This is a genomic window from Halomonas sp. DP4Y7-1 (genome assembly GCF_019800705.1).
Lineage (GTDB): Bacteria > Pseudomonadota > Gammaproteobacteria > Pseudomonadales > Halomonadaceae > Halomonas > Halomonas litopenaei_A.
Map to the genome: position 1 here is coordinate 350,269 of NZ_JAHVKS010000001.1, position 15,693 is coordinate 365,961.

At 60.3% G+C, this 15,693-nt stretch carries 11 protein-coding genes; 6 read left to right on the forward strand and 5 right to left on the reverse strand.

Features of this window, described 5'->3' with window-relative positions; all coding sequences use genetic code 11:
* Nucleotides 1-27 precede the first annotated feature (27 nt).
* The 4 genes from KUV72_RS01400 to KUV72_RS01415 form a co-directional block, all read right to left on the reverse strand.
* A complete protein-coding gene (locus tag KUV72_RS01400) occupies nucleotides 28-1,635 on the reverse strand; it encodes an inorganic phosphate transporter (protein ID WP_222237185.1) in 1,608 nt (535 codons plus the stop codon).
* A 253-nt stretch (nucleotides 1,636-1,888) separates the two neighbouring features.
* Complete coding sequence (locus KUV72_RS01405) at nucleotides 1,889-3,343, reverse strand: NCS1 family nucleobase:cation symporter-1 (protein WP_222237186.1); 1,455 nt, start codon at nucleotides 3,341-3,343, stop codon at nucleotides 1,889-1,891.
* A gap of 104 nt (nucleotides 3,344-3,447) precedes the next feature.
* Nucleotides 3,448-4,809 carry an NCS1 family transporter gene (locus tag KUV72_RS01410; RefSeq protein WP_222237187.1) on the reverse strand — a complete coding sequence of 454 codons (1,362 nt, stop codon included), beginning with the start codon at nucleotides 4,807-4,809 and terminating at the stop codon, nucleotides 3,448-3,450.
* A gap of 91 nt (nucleotides 4,810-4,900) precedes the next feature.
* On the reverse strand, nucleotides 4,901-5,653 hold the full coding sequence (locus KUV72_RS01415) for an aspartate/glutamate racemase family protein (protein WP_222237188.1): 753 nt from the start codon (nucleotides 5,651-5,653) through the stop codon (nucleotides 4,901-4,903).
* Nucleotides 5,654-6,387: 734 nt separating this feature from the next.
* On the opposite strand from KUV72_RS01415, the gene puuE reads away from it, so the two are divergent.
* The 3 genes from puuE to KUV72_RS01430 all read left to right on the forward strand — a co-directional run bounded on the left by puuE (nucleotide 6,388) and on the right by KUV72_RS01430 (nucleotide 8,736).
* A complete protein-coding gene (gene puuE / locus KUV72_RS01420; protein ID WP_206939844.1) occupies nucleotides 6,388-7,329 on the forward strand; it encodes an allantoinase PuuE in 942 nt (313 codons plus the stop codon).
* A gap of 62 nt (nucleotides 7,330-7,391) precedes the next feature.
* Nucleotides 7,392-7,880 carry an ureidoglycolate lyase gene (locus KUV72_RS01425; RefSeq protein ID WP_222237189.1) on the forward strand — a complete coding sequence of 163 codons (489 nt, stop codon included), beginning with the start codon at nucleotides 7,392-7,394 and terminating at the stop codon, nucleotides 7,878-7,880.
* A 13-nt stretch (nucleotides 7,881-7,893) separates the two neighbouring features.
* Entirely contained in the window at nucleotides 7,894-8,736 is an 843-nt protein-coding gene (locus KUV72_RS01430; protein ID WP_206939840.1) for a bifunctional allantoicase/(S)-ureidoglycine aminohydrolase, read from the forward strand.
* 49 nt (nucleotides 8,737-8,785) lie between these two features.
* Here KUV72_RS01430 and KUV72_RS01435 read toward each other — a convergent pair whose 3' ends face one another.
* Nucleotides 8,786-10,843 (reverse strand): EAL domain-containing protein, encoded by a 2,058-nt coding sequence (locus tag KUV72_RS01435; protein WP_222237190.1) that lies wholly within the window; start codon nucleotides 10,841-10,843, stop codon nucleotides 8,786-8,788.
* Between the two features lie 530 nt (nucleotides 10,844-11,373).
* Between KUV72_RS01435 and gcl the strand changes: the two genes are divergently transcribed.
* The 3 genes from gcl (at nucleotide 11,374) to KUV72_RS01450 (ending at nucleotide 15,030) form a co-directional block, all read left to right on the forward strand.
* On the forward strand, nucleotides 11,374-13,149 hold the full coding sequence (gene gcl, locus KUV72_RS01440; protein ID WP_222237191.1) for a glyoxylate carboligase: 1,776 nt from the start codon (nucleotides 11,374-11,376) through the stop codon (nucleotides 13,147-13,149).
* A 105-nt stretch (nucleotides 13,150-13,254) separates the two neighbouring features.
* Nucleotides 13,255-14,046 carry a hydroxypyruvate isomerase gene (gene hyi, locus KUV72_RS01445; protein WP_222237192.1) on the forward strand — a complete coding sequence of 264 codons (792 nt, stop codon included), beginning with the start codon at nucleotides 13,255-13,257 and terminating at the stop codon, nucleotides 14,044-14,046.
* Between the two features lie 60 nt (nucleotides 14,047-14,106).
* Entirely contained in the window at nucleotides 14,107-15,030 is a 924-nt protein-coding gene (locus tag KUV72_RS01450) for a 2-hydroxy-3-oxopropionate reductase (RefSeq protein ID WP_315857844.1), read from the forward strand.
* Nucleotides 15,031-15,693: the final 663 nt, after the last annotated feature.

Here is a 15,693-nt window from a genome sequence, read left to right on the forward strand (position 1 = left end):
GTTGCCTGCTGGGAAAGGCCGGCAGGGCTAGCCGAACAGGGTGCGCAGCGTCACGAAGGCGATGGCGCTGATCAGGCCTGCTGCCGGTAGCGTAATGACCCAGGCCAGGCCGATGGGTTTCATCAGCTGCCAGTTGGTCTGATGGTTGACCAGGCCAATGCCCAGCACCGCGCCGATCAGGATGTGTGTACTGGACACCGGCAGGCCCATGATGGAAGCCAGCATCACGACGCCTGCCGCCGCCAGCTCTGCCGCAAACCCGGATGCCGGATGCATGGCGGTCAGATTGTGTCCGACGGTCTGGATCACCTCCTTGCCGATAAACCAGAGACCGACAATAAGGGCGACCCCGAAGGTGATCATGGCGATCGGAGGGATGGTCGCTTCGGCGCCAATGACGCCAGTACGCAGTACGTCAAGGATGGCGGCGAAGGGGCCGATGGCGTTGGCGATATCGTTGGAGCCATGGCTGAAGGCAAACCCCGCCGCGGTAAAGACCTGCATCCAGCTGAACATCAGGAAGGTCGAGCGGGACAGCGAGGTGCCCTTGAGCGTCTTGGCAAAGATAAACGTGGCCATCCATACCACGGCACCGATCATGCCCATGATCAGGTAGTTGTTAAGCGTCGTCAGTCCCAGGTCGAGATGCTTGAAGCCCTTGAACAGCAGCATGGCCGAGATGATCATGGCTCCGCCGGCGGCGACCAGGGGCACCCAGTTCTGCAGGGCACGATGGGCATCGATATCCTCGCGCTGGCGCTCGATCCGCTTGAGTTCCTTGAAGTAGTCTGACTCGAATTCGGCACGCTCATCATCCTGGTAGTCCTGGTCATGGTAGACCTGAACGTCCCGGGTCATGGCATGGGTATAGGAAATCTTCTGGATCTCTGACAGGCGCTCGAAGGCCTCCTTATGGCGACGATCATTCTCGTACTTCTCGCGCTTGATCGCCTTCAGACGCTGCTCCGCCTCATCGTTGTAGTTGAGGATGTGTTTCTTGATCATGCTGAACAGCGCATATGACATCAGTCCCCCCAGCACCGGTGACAGCACCCAGGAGATAGCGATCTGCCAGATCTTGCCCCACTGCACCAGGCCAAGGCTGTCAACCCCTGGGGTCATGGTTCCGAGCACGATGGATGAGCCCACAATGGCACCGATGATCGAATGGGTGGTGGAGACCGGATAGCCTTTCTTGCTGGCAAACAGTAGCCACAGGGCGGCGGCTACCAGTGCTGACATCATGATGAAGACGAAGTCCATCGGCGCGACCGTCATGCCCGACAGATCGACGATGCCCTTGCGGATCGTATCGGTGACCTCTCCGCCTGCGATGACCGCACCGCTGACCTCGAACACCGCCGCCACCAGCAAGGCCTGCTTGATCGACAAGGTTCCTGCGCCGACGCTGGTGCCGAAGGAATTGGCCACATCATTGCCGCCGATATTGAAGGCCATGAACACCCCGAACAGGGTGGCCAGGGTGAATACCAGCGGAAAGTGGCCCTGGGTGTAGCCGAAGCCCCAGAACAGAAAGTAGCCGACGGTAGCGAAGAGAAGTACCGCAAAGGCCAGGCTCAGCCCTGATGGGCGAAGCCCCGTAGGAACCGATAGCGAGGGGGAAGGGGTGGTCATTGTGCATCCTCTGAGGTGGGCATGCCTTGCACGTGGGACGGCAGGGCGCAGAGATGACAATGGGCAGAGGCGATGACAGCGAGATGTCATCTTGACTGAGTTGTGTGCTTTGTCGTGCAGGTTGGGGAAGGGCTTGGTCGTGCGGGTAGAGATAGTAGTCAGGAGCTTACGTCTTTTGGGAGGATGAAGTACGTGCACAGCACGCCCTCCCCGGGCCAGGCCGGGAAGGGCATGGTGTCATCATCGTGGTCGCCTAGTGAGCCGGTTGCGGGACCCGGTACTGGTGCATCAGGGCAAAATACAGCACGCCCCCGAGGGCGGCGCCCATCATCCAGCCAAAACCTGCAAGTCCTTGCAGGGCAGGAACGATCACCGTCGCCAGAGAAAACACCGCGGCCAAGGCGAAGGCGGCCACGGCCCGCAGGTTCCAACCGTTGGTGTAGGTATAGGCATCGCCCTGCTTGGCAGAGAACAGTGCCTGCACATCGAGCTTGCCGCCTTTGATCAGATAGAAGTCGACAACGATGATGCCGTAGAAGGGCGCGACGATGGCGCCTAGCGCGTTGACGAAGCCCGGCACGCCAATTTGGCTGATGACCGAGACCCACAGTGCGCCGACAAAAAAGGCGACGCAGGCAGTGATCAGGCCGCCGACCTTGAAGCTGATATGCCGCGGGAAAAGGTTCGCCAGGTCATAGGCAGGGGGGATGAAATTGGCCACCAGGTTGATGCCGACGGTAGCGGCGAAAAACGTGACGGCGGCCAGCAGTGTCAGGGGCAAGGCATCGACACGATCGACGATATCGGTGGGATTGGTCAGCGCTTCGCCGAACAGTACCAGGGTGCCGGCGGTGATGATCAGCGCGATGAAGGAAAAGAAGGCCACGTTCAAGGGCAGGCCCAGCAGGTTGCCCAGCTTCATCTGGCGCTCGCTTTGTACGAAGCGGGTGAAATCCCCGAAGTTGATCACGACGGCGGCAAAGTAGGCGACCATGGTCCCGACCACGGCAGCAAAGGCAGATAGGCCTCCGCTATCTTCGCCGCTGGCCGAGAAGATGCTCCCGACGGCTGGCAGCAGCTCGCTGCCGGCCTGCCACCAGACAATCAGCATCAGCACGACCATGACCACGTAGACCAGCGGGCCTGCCCAGTTCAGGAAGTGCTTGATGCGCTCGATGCCGGACCAGAAGATGGCGATCTGGAACAGCCACACCAGCACAAATGACAGCCAGGCGACGGGTGACAGGCCAAGCACGCCTTCCCCTCCATCGGTGCCGATAAGGGCGGTAATCATCAGCGTGACGGCGGTGGAGGCAAAGTAGGTCTGCACGCCATACCAGAAAATACCGACGATGGCGCGCAGCAGAGCCGGCAGGTTGGAGCCTCTAACCCCGAGGCTGGCGCGGACCATGACCGGGAAGGGGATGCCGTAGCGAACGCTTGGCGCACCGGTCAGGTTGACCAGAAACATCACGATCAAGCCGGCCAGCATGATCGCTGCCATCACCGCCCAGCCGCTGAGGTTGTAAGACAGAAACAGCGAGGCTGCCAGGGTGTAGCCAAACAGGCTTTGAATATCGTTGGACCAGACATTGAAGATTTCGAAGGCTCCCCAGCTGCGCCGTGAGTGGGGGAGCGGGGCCAGGTCGTGGTTGTAGAGGCTCGGGTCGACCCTCGTGGTATCGAGGGTCAGGTCGGAATCGGCCATGGGGATCACTCTTGTTGTTGGATAGCGTCAGGCAGATGTCATGATGCGTCGCTGTCAGCCGGAAAAGGCAAGGCGAGGTCAGTCACCTCGCCGTTGCAGCACGCTTACTGGTTGAAGCGCTGGCAACCTTGCCAGTAGCGCATCAACAGCAGATAGGTGAGGCCCGCGGGAATCAGACTGGCGTACCAGGAAATGGTGGAGAAGCTGAAGGCCGCCACGACGCCTACGGCGGTGGCAATGAAGGCCGCCAGATTGACGCCACGGTAGGGGCCATTCGGATCGTAGAGCTTGTCCAGGTCCAGGGTACGCCGGCGAATCAGGTAGTAGTCCACCACCAGTACGGCAAAGATGGGGCCGAGAAAGGCGGAATAGGTCTGTACGAACACCTGCAGGCCAGCAGCTGACTCATCCTTGACCAACTCCCAGGGGAAGGTGGCGAACGCCAATAGACCAACGACGACCGAGGCCTTGCGGTAGCTCAGCTTGAAGGTGTCCATCAGCACATAGGTTGGCGGTACCACATTGTTGAGAACATTGGTGGTCACCTGAGCGAAGGCGATGAACAGCAGGGTGGTCATCAGCAGAGGGGTGTTGTCGACGGCGTTGGCAAACACGCGTATCGGATCGGCCACGCCGGTCGCCTCGGACACCATGAAGCCAATCAGGCCCATGAACAGCGTGCAGGGCAGTATCGACATGGCGTAGAGGGTGGTCAGCAGGCCGGGACCCGAGCCTTCGACGTGCTCTCGTGAGTAATCGCTGACGTTGAGCATCATGGTCGAGTAGATGCCCAGAAACAGCATGGTAGCCCCCCAGAAGGGCAGGCCCCATGAGCCCTCCATGGTGACCAGATTGGCCGACAGCGTGTCACCGTAACGGGCCACGGTGCTATAGAACATGTACACCAGCGACGCCAGGATGAAGGCGCTGCCCACGTTCTCAAGCCACTTGATGCCCTGAAAGCCCAGCACCGAAAGGCCGATCTGCAGAAACTGGAAAGCGATGAAGAACACGATCAGGTTGTCATAGCCGAACAGGGTGGCAGACACCAGATTCAGCGCGCCGGCTCCAATCCAGCTCTGGAAGCCGTACCACACAATCGCCGGAACGGCTCGCACCAAGCCGGGTAAGCGGGTGCCCTGAAAGCCGAAGGCGCTACGCGCCTGGACCATGAAGGGAATGCCGTACTTGTATCCAGCGGCACCGTTCAGGGCAAGGGCGATACCGATGATAAAGCAGCCGATGGCAATCGCTACCGTGGCCTGGATCAGGTTGAGCGTGCCGACGACACTGGACCCCATGGTAAAGGTACCAATGGAGACACAGCCTCCGAACCAGGCCAGCAGGTAGGAGGTGCGCCCCATGATGCGGGTTTTCTGAGGCGCAAGAGATTCATCGCCGAGGCTTTTGGTGGCGGCCGGGGCGATGCCCTGGGAGGCGTCCGGCCGAGAGGTGGAAGTGGTCATCGAGGACCTCGCTTATTGTGGATTATTATTGACCGCAGGCAGGGCCCGGAGCGGTAAGGGCCTGGCGGGAAGCAGGTGGCTGGTGCCTATGCTATTCCTGAGCAAATGTGAGATGTGACAGGTGCTGATAGTGGCCGACGAAGGGCTTGGGCCGGGGGAACGCCAGGTCACCGGTCTTGCTGGTAGCAAGTCCCAGCCCGACCAACGCCTCGGCCAGCTTGACCGCTGACGTCACCCCTTCAACCACCGGCAGGCCGACCTCTCGGCTGATGGTGTCGGTCAGATCTGCCATGCCGCCGCAGCCGAGAACGATGGCGCCGATGCCATCCTCCTGCTTGGCGCGGCGCCCTTCTTCGATAATCTTGGCCAGGGCGCGATCGCCGTCCTGTTCAAGATCCAGCACCGGGATATCGGCCGCACGGACACGCCGACACTGGTGGCGGAAGCCGTACTGGTCCAGCAGGTGTTCGGCGATGATCACCGTGCGTGGCAGGGTGGTGACCACCGAGAAGCGAGTGCTGATCAGGCTTGCCATATGAAAGGCCGCTTCTGCGATGCCGATGACTGGCGCCCGAGTCGCTTCGCGAGCGGCCAGCAGCCCAGGATCACCGAAGCACGCCACCACGTAGGCATCGACCTGGGTCTCACGATCCATTCTCAGGACCTCTTCGACAACCCCGACAGCGCTGATGGCCTCGTCAAAGTGACCTTCAATGGAGACAGGCCCACTGGCGGGCTGCGAGGCGGTCACGCGAGTCGCGGGGCCGGCGATGTCCGTTGCGGCGAGACGGATGGTCTCTGTCATCGCATCAGTCGTATTGGGGTTGATCAGGTGTACGTGCATGCTCGCTACCTTCTTGAACGAATCGATATCTCTTTGTACACAAAATAGTGCTACATCGAATACGTATCAAGTCGAAAGATGCCAGGCAATGCCTGGTTTTAAATTTCGTTAGAAAACAATGATTAAAAGATTTTTTATGGCGCGTTCACCAATCTCGCCCCCTCGTTTCGGCATATTGATGACGATCTTTGTTAGTATGTGAGGACGATACTGTTAGGGAAGTGTATACAATTGATGGCGCCGCCTGGTCGAGGGCCGCTGGACGCAGCGTTCACACGGGGCGGCAATCTCAGGTCGCGTCGGCTGGCCCGTCGGTTCAAGCACTTAGGACAATGCCTGAGAGCGGTGCTGGAGGGCGGCTTGAAGTATGGGTCTGAAGACCGGGATGGAAGACCCGACTGGAGCCGCGTTGTTGAGGAAGAGCGGGTCCGGTCTTCGACGATAGAGTGGTTGCTCGTGGCTTGAGTACAGTCTATCTTTCTTTTGTATACATAATGAGGCGCGGCCGAGAGTGCCGGGCGGCAGTGCGCCATATCGGTGACATGACGCCCCTGTGTGTTAAGCGTCAGGTCTAAGAGTCAGGTCTAAGCGTCAGGTCTGCGCGCCAGGTCGAAACACTGTGTCGAAGCGCTGTGCGCCTTGCGCCTTGCCCCTTGCCCCTGGCCCTATGTCCGCTGGACCGATCAGCCCGAGCAAGCGCTGGATGCGCCCACTGGCTTTCAGGAGAAGACATCATGACAACAACCGCCTATCCCAGGGATCTTGTCGGCTATGGCCGCACGCCGCCCCACGCCAACTGGCCAGGCAGGGCGAAGATTGCCGTTCAGTTTGTGCTCAATTACGAAGAGGGAGGGGAGAACTGCGTATTGCACGGTGATGCGGGATCCGAGCAGTTCCTGTCTGAGATCATTGGTGCCGACAGCTACCCAGACCGTCACTTGAGCATGGAGTCGATCTACGAATATGGCTCCCGGGCAGGTGTGTGGCGGGTTCTGAGAGAGTTCGAGCGCCGCGGCATGCCGCTGACGGTGTTCGGGGTCGCCATGGCGCTTGAGCGTCATCCTGAGCTGGCGTTGGCCTTCAAGGAACTGGGCCATGAGATTGCCTGTCACGGCTACCGCTGGATTCATTATCAGCAGGTGTCCGAGAAGGTGGAGCGGGAGCATATGCGCAAGGCCATCGAGATCTTCGAGCGGCTTTACGGCGAACGCCCGCTAGGCTGGTACACCGGGCGTGATAGCCCCAACACTCGTCGCTTGGTGCTGGACGAAGGTGGCTTTCTGTACGACAGCGACTATTACGGTGATGATCTGCCTTTCTGGACCTGTGAAGCGGACAGCCAGGGCCAGCAGCACCCCCATCTCGTGGTGCCCTATACTCTGGACAGCAATGATATGCGCTTTGCGGCGCCGCAAGGCTTCAACACCGCTGACCACTTTTTCACCTACCTGCGTGACGCCTTTGATGTCCTCTATGCCGAGGGTGATGAGTCACCCAAGATGCTGTCGGTCGGTCTGCACTGCCGCTTGATCGGGCGCCCCGGGCGGTTCCGCGCGTTGCAGCGCTTCCTTGACCATATCGAGGCGCATGATCGGGTGTGGGTAACGCGCCGAGTGGACATCGCACGCCACTGGGCTGAGCATTTTCCGGCGCCTTCCCCCGCGCCGATTGGCTGAAGACGTCGGATAGCGTCATGCTGCACGGGCGTTGAAGCCCGCCACGAGACCCAGGAATTCCCATGCTAGAACTGATTGCGCGGCCGCTGACGGCCGAGGCCTTTGCCCCCTTTGGCGATGTCATCGACGCACGCACGTCATCGTCTTTTCCGATCAATGCCGGGCGCACCCAGCGTCATCATGACCTGGTCGCGATCGAGACGCTGGGTGATAACGCCCGGCCCATGATCAGCCTGTTCGTCAGCCAGCCGATCGAGCTGCCGCTGACGCTGAGCTTTCTCGAGCGTCATCCGCTGGGCAGCCAGGCCTTCATGCCGCTGCACGAAGAGCGTTTCATCATTGTCGTTGCTCCCCCAGGGGATGCCATTGAAGCTGACCAGGTGCGCGCGTTCTTGACCGACGGTCGCCAGGGTGTGAACTATCGTGCAGGTACCTGGCATGCCATCCAGTCGGTGCTGGACCGGGAAGGGGAGTTTCTGGTCGTGGATCGCGGCGGGGACGGCGACAACTGCGACGAGTTCCCCCTCGACCTGCGCGTGACACTGGACTGACAAGGAAACCAAGATGAGTGACTCTCGTCCCACACGACACTACTACGCGCCTCATGGCGGCCATCCCGGGCAGAAGGTCATGACCACTGACCGAGCGATGTTTACCGAGGCCTTTGCGGTCATCCCCAAGGGGGTGTATCGCGATATCGTGACTAGCAAGCTGCCGCACTGGAACAATACTCGCCTGTGGGTGCTCTCACGCCCCTTGTCAGGCTTTGCTGAGACGTTTTCCCAGTACATCATGGAGGTCGGGCCAGGCGGGGGCAGTGAGCGCCCCGAGTCCAATCCCCAGGCCGAAGGCGTGCTGTTCGTGGTGGAAGGCCAGCTTGAATTGACCCTCGCTGGCCAGCGGCACGTGATGACGCCTGGAGGCTATGCGTTTATCCCCCCCGGCAGTGATTGGCAGCTGCACAACTCCAGCACGGAAGCCGTGCGGTTTCACTGGATTCGCAAGGCCTATGAGGCGGTTGACGGTATCGATCTGCCGGAGCCGATCGTGACCAACGAGAACGACATCGCGCCGACGGTCATGCCTGACTGCAACGAGGTCTGGGCGACCACGCGCTTCGTCGATCCCGAGGACATGCGCCACGATATGCACGTGACGGTGGTGACCTTCCAGCCCGGTGGCGTGATCCCCTTCGATGAGACCCACGTCATGGAACACGGTCTCTACGTGCTGGAGGGCAAGGCGGTCTACCATCTCAATCAGCAGTGGGTCGAAGTGGAAGCCGGTGACTACATGTGGCTGAGGGCGTTCTGCCCACAGGCCTGTTATGCCGGCGGGCCTGGTCCCTTCCGCTACCTGCTGTACAAGGACGTCAATCGCCACATGAAGCTGCCTGTGCTGTCCTGAGGTCTGGTCCACGGATCTTCGTTGGCGGATCCTGGTGTTGCCGCGAAGGCTAGCTTGTCGGATCTTCGCGGTGACGCTCCTCCCGCAGTAATGCCTCCATGGCGGCGGCTTCCATCGGTCGGTACAGCAGAAACCCCTGCACCAGCGGGACACCTAATGTCGCCAGAAAGGCCTGCTTGCGCTGATCGTCCACGCCTTCGCAGATGACCTGGAGGCGGAGGGTCTGGCACAGCTGGTAAATGGACGCCACGATGCTGGCCTGGCGCGGATGATGGATGTGCTCGATCAGGGTCTTGTCCAGTTTGACGAAATCGACCGTCAGTTGACTCAGATAGTTGAACGATGAGTAACCGCTGCCGAAGTCGTCCAGGGCGAACTGCACGTCCATGGATTGAAACAGGTGGATATCGGACAGTGTCTGGGGCAGGTCCGTCAGTAGCGACTGCTCCGTGATTTCGATACCCAGAGCATTGACGGGGACCTCGTTGAGCGCCGTATAGAAGCAGCGCCGGACGTTGTCGCTGGTAAAGAACAGCGGCGTCACATTGATGAACAGCCGCTTGTTGACCCCTTGTTCGTGCCATCGCAGCGCATGCTGGCAGGCTTCGCGAATCACCCAGCACTCTATGCCCTCCATCACGCCGGGATGATGGCGTAGCACGTCGAGAAACAGCGGGGCGTGGAGTCTTCCCTGGGCATCACGGTAACGCAATAGCGCCTCGACATGACGGATGCGGGACGTTGAGGCGTCAACGACAGGTTGAAAGACCAGCTCCAGTTCTCCCTCGCTCAGCCACTTCAAGGTGCGGTCGGCCTGCTTGACGCGGCTCCAACGGCTGACATTTTCTTCCATCAGCACGATATCCAGCGCGTCGTCGCCGAAGGCAGAGTCACTGGCCTTGCGCGAGGGAAAGACGGGATAGTCATCCTGACTTGAGTGCTCTCGATACACGTAGCGTCGCCATGCCACCGTATAGATGGCGACGCCACAGCCGATGCAGGTCAGTTGCAACAGAATGGACGGCAGGTACAAGCCATCGAAGGCCAGGTAGCTGGAGATCAGGTAAGGCACCGCCCAGTGGACGCTATTGGGGTGTGGCTCCACCCAGCCTGCTGCCATGGCGGTGTAAGCGATGACGGCATTGACGGTGGGCACGGCGATGAACGCCCACGCCATGCGCAGGTTGAACACCAGGGGGATGCCGAACACCAGCGTCTCGCTGATGTTGAACAGGGTCAGCGGCGCCGATATTCGCGCCAGCGCCTTGTACTCCCGGCGTGAACTGACTACCAGCATGACCAGCATGAGGCAGAACACCGAGCCTGCCCCGCCCGGGGTGGCGTACAAGGTGAAGAACTCTGGAGACGGCAGCCCGAGCAGCGCGCTCTTGTGATGCAGGTACTCATAGACGCCGAGCATGGTGGCATAGCCATGGATCGCAAACAGCGATAGCACCTGCAGGAACATCACGAACAGGATGACCTCGACCCCATATGGAATGCGGTCGACGAGTGCAGCATGAATGCCAGGGGCGAAGCGGTCGGAGAGGGTGACGAAGGCAAGGCGCAGAAGGATCGCCAGCAGTACGCACAGCACACCTGGCAACACATAGCGCAGGTTGAAGGTGATCAGTTGACTCATGACGACCTTGCCTGCGCTCGAGTCACTGCCGTCCCGGCCAAATAGTTTGAACATGACGTGCGTCAACAGCAGGGTCGGATAGATGGCGATGGTCGCGCCCAGACTGCGGCTTTGTGGACCGGCCTCGGTACCCAGTTGGTCCCAACCACAGAGGATCCAGAACACCGGCAGGGAGACCAGCATGACGGCTGGGGCGCGTACCCGATGATGACTGTTGAGCGACCAGCTCAGGGATAGCAGGATGACCTCGGGAAACAGCTCTCCCAGATAGCGCGCCAGATGGCTGATGTAATAGGCCATGCCGGAATCGATACCGGCAAAATGGAAGAGGTTGGCCGCGACGGTCAGCGCGGCCATGACAATCACATAAGGCAGTATCGACAGGTAGGCATTGCGAATCGCCAGCAGCGTCCGGTGGGCTGCCAGGCTGGAAAAACGCTCATCAAGGTCGCGGAGGTCGGGCATCGTCCGGGAACTGCCTCCGTGGGTCATGCCGCGATGCATTGGCCCAGACCGCCAGCGACGGTGAGCAGCGTGTCTGGTCTGGACCGCAGCGGCGTGATGACTCGGGCAGGCCAGCGTCTGTCCCAGGCCCAGAGGGTCCCTGATGTTCCGTCAGCGGCCGGAGTAGCCTGCATAGTTTCTGTCAGTATAGCGACGTCAGCTCTACACATATGTGCTGTTACGAGCAGGCTCTGGTTGCAATTGCACACTGCTGTATGTGTTCCGTTTTCTCCCTCTTTGCCCTCTTTCTCCCTCTCTCTCCCTCCCTCCGCGAGGGTCATGTAGGCCGTGATGACGTGATGTTTCTGTCCCGGCTCGCCACTCCCTCTACGGTTTTGTGCGTTCCTGAAAGGTTTTTGGAAAATAATTCCAAATACATTTGCAGCGATGGTGTCGGCCTGCTAAACATAATGGAAAGAGATTCCAAAAAAATAGAATTGTCCTTTATTGCGTCGCAACAATGTATACAATTTGATGCCTGGAGGTGTTCCATGACTCGCATGACCGCTGCGGATGCTGCAGTTCACGTATTGCTCAAGGAAGGAATTGACGTCGCTTTTGGTCTTCCTGGTGCGGCCATCAACCCGTTTTACGCCGCAATGCGGCGGGTGGGCGGCATCGATCATGTGCTGGCACGGCATGTGGAAGGTGCCTCGCATATGGCAGAGGGCTACACGCGGGCCCAGCCAGGCAATATCGGCGTCTGCATCGGCACGTCGGGCCCTGCGGGCACGGACATGATCACCGGGCTGTATTCGGCGTCTGCCGACTCGATCCCCATTCTTTGCATCACGGGTCAGGCACCTGTCGCCAAGCTGCATAAAGAGGATTTTCAGGCGGTAGATATCCAGGCCATTGCCGGCCCCGTCACCAAGTGGGCTGTCACGGTTCGGGAGGCGGCCCAGGTACCGCGGGCGTTCCAGCAGGCATTCCAGTTGATGCGTTCGTCACGCCCAGGGCCGGTCCTGATCGATCTGCCGATCGATGTGCAGCTCACCGAGATCGAATTTGATCCTGACACCTATGAACCCCTGCCGGCCTACAAGCCGACGGCCAGTCGTGCTCAGTGTGAAAAGGCGCTGGAGATGCTCAATGCTGCCGAGCGCCCCCTGTTGGTGGCCGGGGGAGGTGTCATCAATGCTGATGCCGCGAGCGAGCTGCAGACCTTGGCCGAATTGCTGGGTATTCCGGTCATTCCGACCCTGATGGGGTGGGGAGTGCTGCCAGACGATCATCCCTTGATGGCGGGCATGGTGGGGCTGCAAACCTCCCACCGTTATGGCAATGCGACCCTGCTCGCGTCGGACTTTGTCATGGGGGTCGGCAATCGCTGGGCCAACCGGCATACCGGTAACCTCGAGACCTACACCGAGGGACGAACCTTCGTCCATATCGACATCGAGCCCACTCAGATTGGTCGTATCTTTGGCCCTGACTACGGCATCGTGTCCGACGCCAAGGCGGCCCTCGTGACCATGATCGAGATTGCCCGGGACTGGGCCAAGGAAGGCCGCCTGAAGGAGCGCAGCAGCTGGGTGGCGGCTTGTCAGCAGCGCAAGCAGACCATGCTGCGAAAGACCCATTTCGATGATGTGCCGGTCAAGCCCCAGCGGGTCTACGAGGAAATGAACAAGGTGTTTGGCCGTGACACGCGGTACGTCACTACCATCGGACTGTCGCAGATTGCTGGCGCTCAATTCTTGCACGTCTACAAGCCTCGTCACTGGATCAACTGCGGTCAGGCAGGTCCGTTGGGCTGGACGATTCCAGCAGCCTTGGGCGTATGCCGGGCAGATCCTGACGCCGAAGTGGTCGCGCTGTCCGGTGACTATGACTTCCAGTTCATGATCGAGGAGCTGGCAGTAGGTGCCCAGTTCCACCTGCCCTACGTACATGTTCTGGTGAACAACGCCTATCTGGGATTGATTCGCCAGGCTCAGCGCGGCTTTGACATGGACTACTGCGTCCAGCTGTCGTTCGAGAACATCAACTGCGAAGAGATCAACGGCTACGGCGTCGACCACGTGACCGTGGTGGAAGGGCTGGGCTGCAAGGCGCTGCGGGTCACCACGCCTGACGAGATCGGGCCAGCCCTGGAGCGCGCCCGCCAACTGGCCCGGGAGCACCGCGTGCCGGTCGTTGTCGAGATCATCCTTGAGCGCGTCACGAATATCGCGATGGGCACAGATATTGCCGGCATCAATGAGTTCGAAGCCTTGGCCGAGAACCTCGAGGATGCGCCAAGCTCGATCGCTGCCTTGACGTGACACGCCTTCACTTGACCGGAAACCACGTGTCGACGCCGCGTCACGCCAGTTGTTGGCTGGGCGCGGGTCATAAAAGAACATCTTGACGTCCAAGAGGAGCACCACATGGCCAAGTTTGCCGCCAACCTGAGCATGCTGTTTACCGAGTTGCCTTTCCTCGATCGATTTGAGGCAGCCGCGAAGGCGGGTTTTCAAGGGGTCGAGTACCTCTTCCCCTATGACTACTCCGCCGCGGAGATCAAGCAGCGACTGCAGGCCCATGGCCTGGTGCAGGTGCTGCATAACCTACCAGCCGGCGACTGGGAAGCGGGGGAGCGCGGGATTGCCTGTCATCCGGAGCGCATCGAGGAGTTTCGCGCGGGCGTCGACACCGCGATTGAGTACGCGACGGCCCTGGGCTGCCGCCAGGTCAACTGCCTGGCGGGCATCGTGCCAGAGGGCGTCAGTCAGGCGCAGGCACAGCGGACCCTGGTCGACAATCTGCGTTATGCCGCGGGCAAGCTCGAGACAGCCGGCATTCTGCTGCTGGCCGAGCCTATCAATACTCGCGATATTCCAGGCTTCTTCCTGCATCACACGGAGCAGGCGCTGGCGCTGTTCGACGAAGTCGCCAGCGACAACCTGAAGCTGCAGTACGACATCTACCACATGCAGATCATGGAAGGGGACCTGGCACCGACCATGGAGCGTCACCTGTCGCGTATTGCTCACGTGCAGCTGGCGGACAATCCGGGGCGCCACGAGCCGGGCACAGGAGAAATCCACTATCCCTTCCTGTTCCAGCACCTTGATCGCATCGGCTATCGCGGCTGGATCGGATGCGAGTACAAGCCAGCCACTACGACCCAGGAGGGGCTTGGCTGGCTCGATAGCGTCAGAGCGATTGCCACCAAGTAGGGCGTCGCGTCAGTCAGCACAGCATTGCGACATGCAGCATCGACGTTGCCGGATGTCGCGATCGCCACAGAGTTACAAGGCACCACGAGGAGCATAACAATGAGCAAGATCGGTTTTATCGGGTTGGGGATCATGGGACGCCCCATGGCAGGGCACCTGCTGGACGCGGGACACGAACTGACCACGGTCAAGCGGGGCACGCTCGATGCCGCCTTGGCCGAGAAGGGCATGCAGGAGCTCGACAGTCCTGACGCCGTGGCCCAGGTCAGTGACGTCATCATCACCATGGTGCCCGATACCCCAGACGTCGAGGAGGTGCTGTTCGGGGAGCAGGGCGTGGTACACGGGCTCAAGCCAGGCACGCTGGTCATCGACATGAGTTCGATTGCCCCTCTGGCTACCCAGGAATTTGCCCGCAGGATTCATGAGGCCGGCGGCGAGTACGTCGATGCCCCGGTGTCCGGGGGCGAGGGAGGTGCCATCAATGCCGCCCTGACCATCATGGTGGGGGCGACCCAGGAAGGCTTCGAGAGAGCCCTGCCGCTACTTGAGATTATGGGCAAGACCATTACGCGGATTGGCGGCCACGGGGCTGGGCAGACCTGCAAGGTCGCCAACCAGATCGTGGTGGCACTGACGATCGAGGCGGTGTCCGAAGGGCTGTTGTTCGCTTCCAAGGCAGGTGCCGACGTCAGCAAGGTGCGGGAAGCACTGCTGGGCGGATTGGCGCAATCGAAGATTCTCGACGTACATGGGCAGCGGATGATCGACCGGACATTTGACCCCGGTTTCCGCATCCGCTTGCATCAGAAAGATCTGAACCTGGCCTTGGAAGGAGCCAGAGGCCTCAACCTGGCCCTGCCAGGAACCGCCAATGCCGCCCAGCTGTTTCAATCCTGTGCTGCGCTGGGCGGATCGGAGTGGGACCATGCTGGCATCGTGCGTGCCCTGGAGGCGCTGGCGAGTCACGACATTGGCCAATAGCGTCAGCCGAGGCCGTGGTACCACGGCTGACGCTTGGAAATGACAGGGGCGTGACTGCTCCCTGCCAAGCAGGTGATGGCGTTGTCGATACGTCCTGGGGCAGCGCCACGCTGACTCAAGACGTTGCCGGGGAAGCACCTGGACATCTCTACAGCATCCATGGACCTCCTGGAGAGTTCTACCGCATTCCTGGCAAGTCGTGCACCGCTATTGCCTGCTGGGTCGCGCCTGCGACCCTTGCTCGCCGACGGGGTCCCCCTCCATTGCGTGCCTGTCGGTGGGCCTTTTTGGTACTGCAGAGTGCCTATTCAGAGGGGCTTGCCGGCTCGCTTCACTCCAGGCAGCCTGGGGATGCCAGAGCTGAACGTGTGAGGCCTGGCGATATAGAGGAGCCACCGAGGCCTGGCTGTATAGAGGAGCCACCGATGCTTGGCTGTATAGAGGAGCCACCGAGGCCTGGCTGTATAGAGGAGCCACCGATGCCTGGCTGTATAGAATCGCCCTACAGAAGAGCCCCAGGTGAATGGCTGGGCCCCCTTCGTGATTTGAGACTCTCGCGCAGAGCTAGTTAGACTGTCGTGAACATGCCTTCTGACAGGGCATGCACACAGATTGTCTGCCGGTGGTCGGTGGTTTATCTGTAGTTAAATTACAGGATGGTGC

Coding starts and splice junctions, on each gene's coding strand:
- hyi (WP_222237192.1), top strand. CDS start 13,255: ATGGCCAAGTTTGCCGCCAACCTGAGCATGCTGTTTACCGAGTTGCCT.
- KUV72_RS01415 (WP_222237188.1), bottom strand. CDS start 5,653: ATGCACGTACACCTGATCAACCCCAATACGACTGATGCGATGACAGAG.
- KUV72_RS01405 (WP_222237186.1), bottom strand. CDS start 3,343: ATGGCCGATTCCGACCTGACCCTCGATACCACGAGGGTCGACCCGAGC.
- puuE (WP_206939844.1), top strand. CDS start 6,388: ATGACAACAACCGCCTATCCCAGGGATCTTGTCGGCTATGGCCGCACG.
- KUV72_RS01410 (WP_222237187.1), bottom strand. CDS start 4,809: ATGACCACTTCCACCTCTCGGCCGGACGCCTCCCAGGGCATCGCCCCG.
- gcl (WP_222237191.1), top strand. CDS start 11,374: ATGACTCGCATGACCGCTGCGGATGCTGCAGTTCACGTATTGCTCAAG.
- KUV72_RS01425 (WP_222237189.1), top strand. CDS start 7,392: ATGCTAGAACTGATTGCGCGGCCGCTGACGGCCGAGGCCTTTGCCCCC.
- KUV72_RS01430 (WP_206939840.1), top strand. CDS start 7,894: ATGAGTGACTCTCGTCCCACACGACACTACTACGCGCCTCATGGCGGC.
- KUV72_RS01400 (WP_222237185.1), bottom strand. CDS start 1,635: ATGACCACCCCTTCCCCCTCGCTATCGGTTCCTACGGGGCTTCGCCCA.
- KUV72_RS01435 (WP_222237190.1), bottom strand. CDS start 10,843: ATGCCCGACCTCCGCGACCTTGATGAGCGTTTTTCCAGCCTGGCAGCC.